A 9824-nucleotide genomic window follows, 5' to 3' on the forward strand; every position below is an offset into this window, starting at 1 on the left:
CAGATCCGCTCGGTCGAGTTTGCCGGTAAATACAGGGTGCCCCTGCGCGTGCTCTCGAGCTTCCAAGAAGGCGAGGGTACGCTCATTACGTTCGAGGAAGACATCGTGGAAGACGCCAAGATCTCCGGAATCGCCTTCAGTCGCGACGAGGCCAAACTGACCGTGCTCGGGGTACCGGACCAGCCTGGCGTGGCCTACCGGATCCTCGGGCCGATCGCGGACGCCGACATCGAAGTCGACATGATCATCCAAAACGTCGCCGCCCAAGAGGCGACGACCGACTTCACCTTCACCGTGCACCGCAACGATTTTCCGCGCGCACTGGAGATCCTGGATCGCACGGCGAAGGAGTTGGGAGCACGCCAAGTGCTCGGAGACAGCCAGATCGTAAAGATCTCGCTGGTGGGGGTCGGGATGCGCAGCCACGCGGGGATCGCGAGCCTCATGTTCTCCACACTGGCCAAAGAAGGGATCAATATCCGCATGATCTCAACCTCCGAGATCAAGATCTCGGTCGTGGTCGACGAGAAGTATCTTGAGCTCGGGGTGCGATCCCTGCATGAGGCGTTCGGGCTCGGTGTACACGAATCACCCAGCCCGTAATCGCGATGCGCGTCGACCCTCGATCGGCTCGAATCCGAGGGGGTCTCTTGGAATCGGGTTTTAGAGAACAATTATCCACGTCGGTGTGCAAAACTTTCTGCTTCTTGCAGGCAGGTGCTAAGATCCTGCAATGAGACTAGGTTTCTCATGCCCGACTTACGTATGGTTGTGCCTTCGAGACAATCGATTCGCGTTACGTCTGGTTGATGGTTCGGGTACTTTCATCCAATCGGAAAAGGGAACGGAAGGGAGATTAAGCGATGTTGATTCTGACTCGCCGGGTTGGCGAAACCCTCATGATCGGTGACGAAGTTACAGTGACAGTCCTCGGTGTGAAAGGAAATCAGGTGCGGATCGGGGTTAATGCACCTCGCGACGTCGCCGTGCATCGTGAAGAGATTTACGAGCGTATCAAACGTGAGCAAGCCGAGGGTGGTCCGATCGCCGGAGCGGTTCCGCCGGGAACTCGCCTCGACTGAGTCTGTAGCCAAGGACGCGTAGTCAGGATAAAATACGCGGGCGTCGGAGAGATGGCCGAGTGGCTGAANNGAAGGCGCTCCCCTGCTAAGGGAGTATAGGCTAATCCCCTATCGAGGGTTCGAATCCCTCTCTCTCCGCCATTATAATTTTTAAGTAACTGTTTAAGAAAGATTTTTCTAGAGATACCTGATCTCAGTCCACCTTCCGGTCCACCCCCGCGACAATGTGAAACCGGCTTTACGATCCGACGAACGGTCGACGAGTCGTCGCTGATCACGCCCCTGCCTGGTACATCCATCCCCGCCGTGCCAAGCTCGGCACCCTCCGCAGACCGACCTCGGTACTTCGCCCGTCGCACTGACGGTCGTGTCGGCAGGTTGGACGCACCCACGATCTCCGCGTCGAGAATTCTTCGACCGCTCTCGGATAACAGCCCTCGGGCGTCTTAGCCCTTGCGGATCTTCGTAACTCCTTAAGCGGCGTCATGTGATCAGCACCGACTTGCGCTTTGTCGTCGGGCCTGGTCGGCTCCACCGCGACCTCGGCGCCGTCTTGGGCGTTCCAGCGGGCGGGTATGAGACCTTCGCGCTAAGTCCGATCGTGTCGCGTCGTGAGGTGTGTTGTAAGATCAGCGGGCATTGTCCCTCAAGACATCATGGAGCAACGCCTGGCCCGTGGATCGACCGACCGGTCGAGCGAAGACTCAAGGATGACCCACGCATGTTCCCGGAGGACGTCATCCCCAAATGGCAAGTCGTCGCGCCCGACGGGCATGCGGCGTGTCCGTGCGCTCTTGCCGTGCTCATGTCGAAAAAAGGATGACTGACCTCATGCGCCTGTCATGGAACGAGACCCGATCCTGCGCGGTAAGGTTCGCGCAAGACTGGGCTGACGAGGGTCACGAGACGCTGAGGATGAAGAGCTAACGCCATGAGGCTGACCGATGAACGCTGTCGAGATTGAAGAAGCCGTTTCCGCCCTGGCTGAGCAGCCTTTCGATGCGGAGGAGTTTCCGCTCGCCTTTCTCGCGGCCTTCGGGAACAAGGAGACGACGCTCAAGCGGCTGCGCTCGGGCGTCTCCAACAAGTCGGACCTGGGCGGTGTGCTCCAAACCAACAATATCCATATCGCGACCTGCCCGGTCGGGGAGGTGACCAAGACCCTTGCCGCGCTGAAGGCGAGCCCTGCCACTGCGCGGGCTAAGGCCAAGCTCGTCCTGGCTACCGATGGCGTCGATCTGGAGGCCGAGGACCTGGGCTCCGGGGAGACGGTTGCCTGTGCTTACCCGGACTTTCCGGATCACTTCGGCTTCTTCCTCCCGCTGGCGGGCATCACCACCGTCAAGCAGATCCGCGAGAGTTCCTTCGACATCAAGGCGACCGGCCGGCTGAACCGGCTTTATGTCGAGCTGTTGAAGGACAACCCTGGCTGGGGCACGGCAGAACGCCGCTCGGACATGAATCACTTCATGGCGCGGCTGATCTTCTGCTTCTTTGCCGAAGACACCGACATCTTCGGCGGCAAGGAGATCTTCACCTCGACCATCGAGCAGATGAGCGCGCGGGACTCTTCGAACACCCACGAGATCATCGGTGAGCTGTTTCGCGCGATGAACATCCCCTACCGCCAGCGGGCGGAGGCGAAGGTGCCGCGCTGGGCGGACGTCCTCCCTTACGTCAATGGCGGCTTGTTCTCTGAGAGCACGGATGTCCCGCGCTTCAGCAAGATTGCCCGGTCCTACCTGCTGCACATCGGCAAGCTCAACTGGCAGAAGATCAACCCCGACATCTTCGGCTCCATGATCCAGGCGGTGGCCGAGGACGAGGAGCGCGGGGCCTTGGGCATGCACTACACCAGCGTGCCGAACATCCTGAAGGTGCTCAACCCGCTGTTTCTCGACGAGTTGCGCGAGAAGCTGGAGGAGGCGGGCAACAACCCCCGCAAGCTACTCAATCTGCGCAACCGCATCGCCCGCATCCGCATCTTCGATCCAGCCTGCGGATCGGGCAACTTTTTGGTCATTGCCTACAAGGAACTGCGCGCCATCGAGGACGAGATCAATCGCCGACGTGGCGAGATCGGGCGCAAGTCGGACATCCCGCTGACCAACTTCCGGGGCATCGAGATTCGCGACTTCCCGGCCGAAATTGCCCGGCTTGCGCTCATCATCGCCGAGTACCAGTGCGACCTGCTCTATCGCGGACAGAAGGAGGCGCTCGCCGAGTTCCTGCCGTTGGAGGCGATGAACTGGATCACCTGCGGGAATGCGCTCAGGCTCGACTGGTTGAGCATCTGTCCGCCGACCGGGACGGGCGTGAAACTACAGGCGGATGACTTGTTCGAGACCCCGCTCGATCAGGCGGAGATTGATTTCGAGAATGAGGGTGGGGAGACGTATATTTGTGGGAATCCGCCTTACTCAGGAAAGGGAAAGAAGGAAAATGTTCAGCTTGATGACATGGAGGCTATTTTCGGGCGCCTATCTGATAAGTACGGTTATATTGACTATGTTGGCTGTTGGTTTGTCTTAGCATCCGAATATTGTCATAAGACCGGCGCTCTTGCTGCACTAGTAGCAACGAACTCTATATCGCAGGGGAGGCAACTGCCTCAGCTTTGGCCTCACGTATTGAGCAAGAACATCGAGATATTTTTTGCTCACCATTCCTTTAAATGGACAAATAATGCTGCAAAAAATGCCGGTGTGACATGCGTGATCGTTGGGTTGGCTCCGAAAGATCGCGACAAGAAGAAGATTATTTTTTTTAAAGACTCTTTCTCAAAGGGCGTTTCTAGTATAAATGCTTATCTAATTGAAGGCGAAGATACTTTGGTAACGAGTTTACCAAAGCCTATCTCGGCACTTCCGGAATTGTGCACCGGCAGCGTTCCGAACGATAATGGTAATTTGATTCTTTCCTTCCGTGAGAGAGAGTTGATGTTGAGATCGGATGCTTGTACTGACTTATATATTAGACCGTTCATGGGATCTGATGATTTTATCAAAGGAAAAAACAGATATTGCCTCGTCATCTCAGATGCGCGAGTTACTGAGGCCCGAACAATAGCAGAAGTAAACAATCGGCTAAACGCTGTCGCGGCTGTGCGTAGGGCAAGCAAGAAAAAAGAGGCTCGTGAAAGCCTAGCTTTCGTTCCTCATCGGTTTCAACATCGGGCTGGCATTCCAACAAAATCAGCTATTATTGTTCCATCTGTCAGTTCCGAACGTCGAGAATGGTTCCCTGCTGGCTTGGTTCCTGCCGGAACTGTCATATCAAACCTAGCATTCATGCTGCTCGATGCGCCATTGTGGGCTTTAGCACTTGCTGTTTCCCGCTTGCATTTGGTCTGGATCGCCACCGTCTGCGGTAAGCTTAAAACAGACTTTCGTTACTCCAACACCCTCGGCTGGAACACTTTCCCCGTTCCCAAACTCACCGAGAAGAACAAATCCGACCTCACCCGCTGCGCCGAAGACATCCTCCTGACTCGCGAGCGGCATTTTCCGGCCACCATCGCTGATCTCTACGATCCCGAGACGATGCCGGCTGATCTGCGCGCCGCCCATGACCGCAACGACGAGGTGCTGGAGCGCATCTACATCGGTCGCCGATTCAAGAACGATACCGAGCGGCTGGAGAAGCTCTTCGAGATGTATACCAAGATGACCGCGGCCAAGGGCGGACGAGACAAGGCAGGGCAGCGCGCCGTAGCAGGCGCAGGAACAGAGGCCCGGACCTAGCCGACGCCGATGCTCAAGGCCATCCAGGACAAGATTCGGGCGCGTCAGTACGAGTTCTCCAGGCATGCACTGGATCAGAGCATCCGCCGGGACATCAGCATCGCGGAGTTCGAGGATGCGATGTTAGGGGCTGCGGCGATCATCGAGGACTATCCGAACGACAAGTACGGTCCGAGCTGTCTGCTCCTTGGCGTTACCCATGCCGGGCGAGCCCTCCATGCGGTTAGCAGTTATCCCAGTCGACCGCTGCTGAAGATCATCACCCTGTATGAGCCCGATCCGGCACTGTGGATCGATGCGCGGATCAGACGCGACGCATGAGGAAGGAGCGCATGATGCAAGAGACACTGATCGAGACCACGGTGAACTACACCATCGAGTACCAAGGCCAGCTCTATCTCATCGAGCAGGTGCCCGCACGCGTCTGCCAGGAGACGGGCGAGGAGTATTTCTCGCCGGAGACCGTCGAGCACATCCAGGCCCTGATCAAGAGCGGCCGCCCACCCGCGAAAGTCATCGAAACGCCCGTCTACCGGTATGTCTGAACCCATGCAGCGTCGCGCAGGCCTGGGGCAGGTCCCCTCCGTCTCCGTCACCTACGCCGGCAACGGCAGCTCGACGAAGTCCAACGAGCTGGGCATGCGCCCGATGCAGGAACGCGCCTTCGAGAAACGCGGCGAGCAGTACCTGCTGATCAAATCACCTCCGGCCTCCGGCAAGAGCCGGGCGCTGATGTTCATCGCTCTGGACAAGCTCTACAACCAGGGGCTTCGCCAGGCGGTGATTGTCGTGCCCGAGAAGTCCATCGGCGCGAGCTTCAACGACGAGCCACTCTCCAGGTTCGGCTTCTTTGCCGACTGGACGGTGCAGCCGCGGTGGAACCTCTGCAACGCACCGGGAGAGGACGGCGGCAAGGTGAAGTCGGTGAAGGCTTTCCTCGACAGCGACGACCGGGTGCTGGTCTGCACCCATGCGACCTTCCGCTTTGCCGTGGATCAGTTCGGGGTGGATGCCTTCGACAACCGCCTGATCGCGGTGGACGAGTTCCACCATGTCTCGGCGAACCCGGACAACAAGCTCGGCGCGCATCTGGGGCAGTTCATGGCGAGGGATCAGGTGCATGTGGTGGCGATGACCGGCTCGTATTTTCGAGGTGATGCCGCGGCGGTGCTCGCGCCGGGCGACGAGGCCAAGTTCGACACCGTGACCTACACCTACTACGAGCAGCTCAACGGCTACGCCTACCTGAAGCGGCTCGACATCGGCTATTTCTTCTACACCGGGTCCTATGCCGACCACATCCTGAAGGTGCTGGATCCGGCCGAGAAGACCATCGTGCATATCCCGAACGTCAACTCTCGCGAGAGCACCAAGGACAAGATTCGCGAGGTCGAGCACATCATCGAGGAGTTGGGTGAGTGGCAGGGCACGGACCCGGTGACCGGCTTTCAGCGCGTGACGACACCCGAAGGCCGGGACCTGCGGATCGCGGACCTGGTCGATGATGACCCCGGCAAGCGTGAGCGGGTGGCCGCGGCGCTGAAAGATCCGGTGCTCAACCAGGATCGCGACCATGTCGACATCATCATTGCGCTCGGCATGGCCAAGGAGGGCTTCGATTGGATCTGGTGCGAGCATGCGCTCACGGTCGGTTACCGCTCCAGCCTCACCGAGGTGGTGCAGATCATCGGCCGCGCCACGCGGGATGCACCCGGTAAGACCCGGACGCGCTTCACCAACCTGATCGCCGAACCCGATGCCTCCGAGCAGGCGGTGACCGAGGCGGTCAACGACACACTCAAGGCCATCGCCGCCAGCCTGCTGATGGAGCAGGTGCTCGCGCCCCGCTTCACCTTCGTGCCCAAGACTCCCGAGAGCGGCCCGCAAGGCGGCTTTGACTACGGCGAGCAGGGCTATGAGCCGACGAAGGAGAACGTCGGCATCAACGAGGACACGGGGCAGTTCCAGATCGAGATCAAGGGTCTGGCCCAGCCGAAGACCAAGGAGGGCGAGCGGATCTGTCGGCAGGACCTCAACGAGGTGATTGCCGCCTTCGTGCAGGATAAGACCACCATCGAGCGCGGACTGTTCGACGAGGAGCTGGTGCCGGAGGAACTGACACAGGTCCGGATGGGCAAGATCATCAAAGACAAGTACCCGGAACTCGACGCGGAAGACCAGGAGGCGGTTCGCCAGCATGCCGTCGCGGCGCTCAACTTGACCCAAAAGGGCAAAGAGGTTGCCGGGGACGGCACTGAGGCCGATTCGGGCGATTCAGAGAAAGGCGCCAACACGGCCTTCATCCAGGGCGTACGGAAGTTCGTCATGGATGTGCGTGACCTCGACATCGATTTGATCGACCGCATCAATCCCTTCGGCGAGGCGTACGCCATCTTGGCGAAGACCATGAGCGAGGAGAGTCTGAAGCAGGTGCAGGCCATCATCGCCGCAAAGCGGATCCAGCTCAGCATGGAGGAGGCCCGCGATCTCGCGAAGCGGGCACTGAAGTTCAAGCAGGAGCGTGGTCGTCTGCCGTCCATCACATCCGCGGATCCGTGGGAGCGACGCATGGCCGAAGGTGTCGTCTTCCTCCAGCGCAAGGCGGTGGAGGCACAGCACAATGGATGAGCTGTCCGATCTTGAGCTGCTCGATGCCCTGGGTGTCGAGATCACCCCCGAGAAGCAGTCTGCCCGCACTCCGCGGGAGGAACGCATCATCGCGGGGTTCGAAGAGATCCAGCGCTTCTACGACGAGCACGGGCGCGGTCCCCTGCATGGTGAAGACCGCGACATCTTCGAGCGCCTCTATGCCGTGCGGCTCGATCGACTGCGCGAGCTGGAGGAGTGCCGAACGCTGCTCGAACCGCTGGATCATCAGGGGCTCTTGAACGCCGAGGTGCCGGAGGTGACCGAGGCGATTGCGGAGGATGTCGAGGATGCCGAGCTGCTCGCGATGCTCGGCGTCGAGGCGGAGGCGTCGGACATCACGCAGTTGCGCCATGTGCGATCCAGCGTCGAAAAACGCGCGGCGGAAGAGGTGGCAAGCCGCCAACCCTGTGCGGATTTCGTGCGCTTCAAGCCGCTGTTCGCGCAGGTGCAACAAGACCTCGACACCGGCGTGCGCAGCGCACGTCCCTTCGGCATGAAGGCCGAGATCGAGCCGGGGCGCTTCTTCATCCTGGGCGGACAGAAGGTCTATGTCGCCGAGATGGGCGAGGTATTCATGCAGGAGTACGGGGATAGCGATGCGCGGTTGCGCGTCATCTTCGACAACGGAACCGAGAGCAACATGCTCATGCGCTCCCTGCAGCGGGCCTTAACCAAGGACGAGGCGGGCCGGCGGATCACCGACCCGAATCCGGGGCCGCTGTTCGAGGGTATCGCCGACGAAGAGGATCACGCGAGCGGGACGATTTATGTGCTGCGCAGCCAGTCAGCGCTGCCGTTGATCGCCGAGAATCGGGAGCTGATCCACAAGATCGGCGTGACCGGCATGGATGTCGGAAAGCGCATCGCCAATGCCAAGCTCGACCCGACCTTCCTCATGGCAGATGTGGAGGTGGTCGCGACCTATAAGCTGTACAACATCAATAGGACCAAGCTGGAGAACCTGATCCATCGCATCTTCGGCTCGGCACGTCTGGAGATCGAGATCAAGGACCGGTTCGGGTTCCCCGTGGTTCCCAGGGAATGGTTTCTCGTACCGCGGCATGTGATTGACGAGGCTGTAGAGAAGATCCGGGACGGGACCATCACGCAGTACCTCTACGACACGACAACCGCGGCGCTCGTGGAACGATCTGGCTGAGTCGGGAAGGCGCAGTTGGGTGACGGACGCCCTTCGGCGCCCGTGCATGCGACTCAGTCAGTGCTTGGCGATGCCGATCACGGTATCGAGGACCTGTGCGGGGAACCCGTCCAGGTCGCCCGCGAGTGCCGGGCGCTCACCAGCGCGCAGCCAGCCATCGTCGTGCTACGGCGCTGTCACCGCGACATTGGTCGCCCCCACCGTCGTCCCGTTCGCGGCGAAACGCAGGAAGAGTCGGTTGTTGGCGGGATCGAAGGCGATCGGCTGACCGGTGCCGGTGGCGAAAACGCTGTAATAAGCCGTTTGATCGGCACCGACCGAACGTGTCAGGTTGTTTCCGCAGACGATCCATTCTCCTGACGGGGTGGTCTCGCAGACCTGTAGGTTCAGCGGTAGTCCTCGCCCGCCATCGTCGGCGCTGACGGTGATCGACCCGGCACTGCCGATGTTCACCGCTGCCGTGGCGAAGAAGCCGATGCCGGTACGGCTCGGCAGACGCACCACGCCGTCACCGCTCGGGGTTGCGCCGATGGCGAGCAGATCCGGGGGCGCGCTCGCCGCCGCGGAGAGGATGAAGGTATTGAGGCCGGCGTGGCTGGGTGCCGGGGAGGTGTTGGCGCAGTCGAACACCAGCGGGATCTCGGTCGCGGCCATTGCTTGACTCGGGGTGATGCCGAAGACGAAGCCTTGGGTGGCGCCGGGTGTGATGTCGACCGGGGTGCCGGGAGTACCGATCAGCGCGTTGGCGGCATTGGTCGTCTGGTAGCCGAAGGACGCCGGGATTCCAGCCGGTAGTTCAATCGAGCAGTCGGTCGCCGTTGCGTTGCCACTATTGATGACGCTTGCAAAGGCAGTTGCCGTGTCGCCGATTGCAACGGCACGGGCGTAGGGTAGTACAGCCGAGTTCAACAGAGCGCTCGGAATGACACCATCGTCAAACTCATAGGCGCCAATGTCGACCACTCCGCCGATGACCCGTGGTTGGCCGGCAAGATCGGTTGACGGGAGATTCGGCGTGCCTGGATAACCTGCATCGATCATCGGTGAACCGGGCAGGAGACTCAGATCCCCGTTCTCGGGATCGACGAAAAGCGGATCGACCTTGTCGAGGTTGCTTGGGTCGATGGTGATTGGTGGGTCGATGTAGAAACCGGTACCTGGCGTCTGATTATAGTGCTTTTCAGGATCACC

General features: G+C 60.0%; 8 protein-coding genes and 1 tRNA gene. 8 read left to right on the forward strand and 1 reads right to left on the reverse strand.

What is annotated here, in order from left to right:
- The 8 genes from B4N44_RS03640 to B4N44_RS03675 all read left to right on the forward strand — a co-directional run.
- Nucleotides 1–603, forward strand: a 603-nt coding sequence (locus B4N44_RS03640) for an ACT domain-containing protein (RefSeq protein ID WP_296697026.1), incomplete at its 5' end; no start/stop codon positions are given.
- Nucleotides 604–863: 260 nt separating this feature from the next.
- The gene (csrA, locus tag B4N44_RS03645) at nt 864–1082 is read left to right on the forward strand and encodes a carbon storage regulator CsrA (protein ID WP_007192647.1); all 219 of its coding nucleotides are present in this window, start codon (nt 864–866) and stop codon (nt 1080–1082) included.
- A gap of 45 nt (nt 1083–1127) precedes the next feature.
- A tRNA-Ser gene (locus tag B4N44_RS03650) sits at nt 1128–1223 on the forward strand.
- Nucleotides 1224–2026: 803 nt separating this feature from the next.
- A complete protein-coding gene (locus B4N44_RS03655) occupies nt 2027–4825 on the forward strand; it encodes a class I SAM-dependent DNA methyltransferase (protein ID WP_296697032.1) in 2799 nt (932 codons plus the stop codon).
- A 9-nt stretch (nt 4826–4834) separates the two neighbouring features.
- Entirely contained in the window at nt 4835–5146 is a 312-nt protein-coding gene (locus tag B4N44_RS03660; RefSeq protein WP_296697034.1) for a DUF4258 domain-containing protein, read from the forward strand.
- An 11-nt stretch (nt 5147–5157) separates the two neighbouring features.
- The gene (locus B4N44_RS03665; RefSeq protein WP_296697035.1) at nt 5158–5370 is read left to right on the forward strand and encodes a YgiT-type zinc finger protein; all 213 of its coding nucleotides are present in this window, start codon (nt 5158–5160) and stop codon (nt 5368–5370) included.
- Nucleotides 5363–7453 carry a DEAD/DEAH box helicase gene (locus tag B4N44_RS03670; RefSeq protein ID WP_296697037.1) on the forward strand — a complete coding sequence of 697 codons (2091 nt, stop codon included), beginning with the start codon at nt 5363–5365 and terminating at the stop codon, nt 7451–7453. The genes B4N44_RS03665 and B4N44_RS03670 overlap by 8 nt, the downstream gene beginning before the upstream one ends.
- A complete protein-coding gene (locus B4N44_RS03675; RefSeq protein ID WP_296697039.1) occupies nt 7446–8633 on the forward strand; it encodes a GIY-YIG nuclease family protein in 1188 nt (395 codons plus the stop codon). The genes B4N44_RS03670 and B4N44_RS03675 overlap by 8 nt, the downstream gene beginning before the upstream one ends.
- Nucleotides 8634–8798: 165 nt before the next feature.
- Here B4N44_RS03675 and B4N44_RS03680 read toward each other — a convergent pair.
- Nucleotides 8799–9824: choice-of-anchor Q domain-containing protein (locus B4N44_RS03680; protein WP_296697042.1), on the reverse strand; the 1026-nt coding region annotated here is incomplete at its 5' end.

Source organism: Thiocapsa sp. UBA6158, assembly GCF_002423035.1.
In the GTDB taxonomy this organism is placed as follows: Bacteria; Pseudomonadota; Gammaproteobacteria; order Chromatiales; family Chromatiaceae; genus Thiocapsa.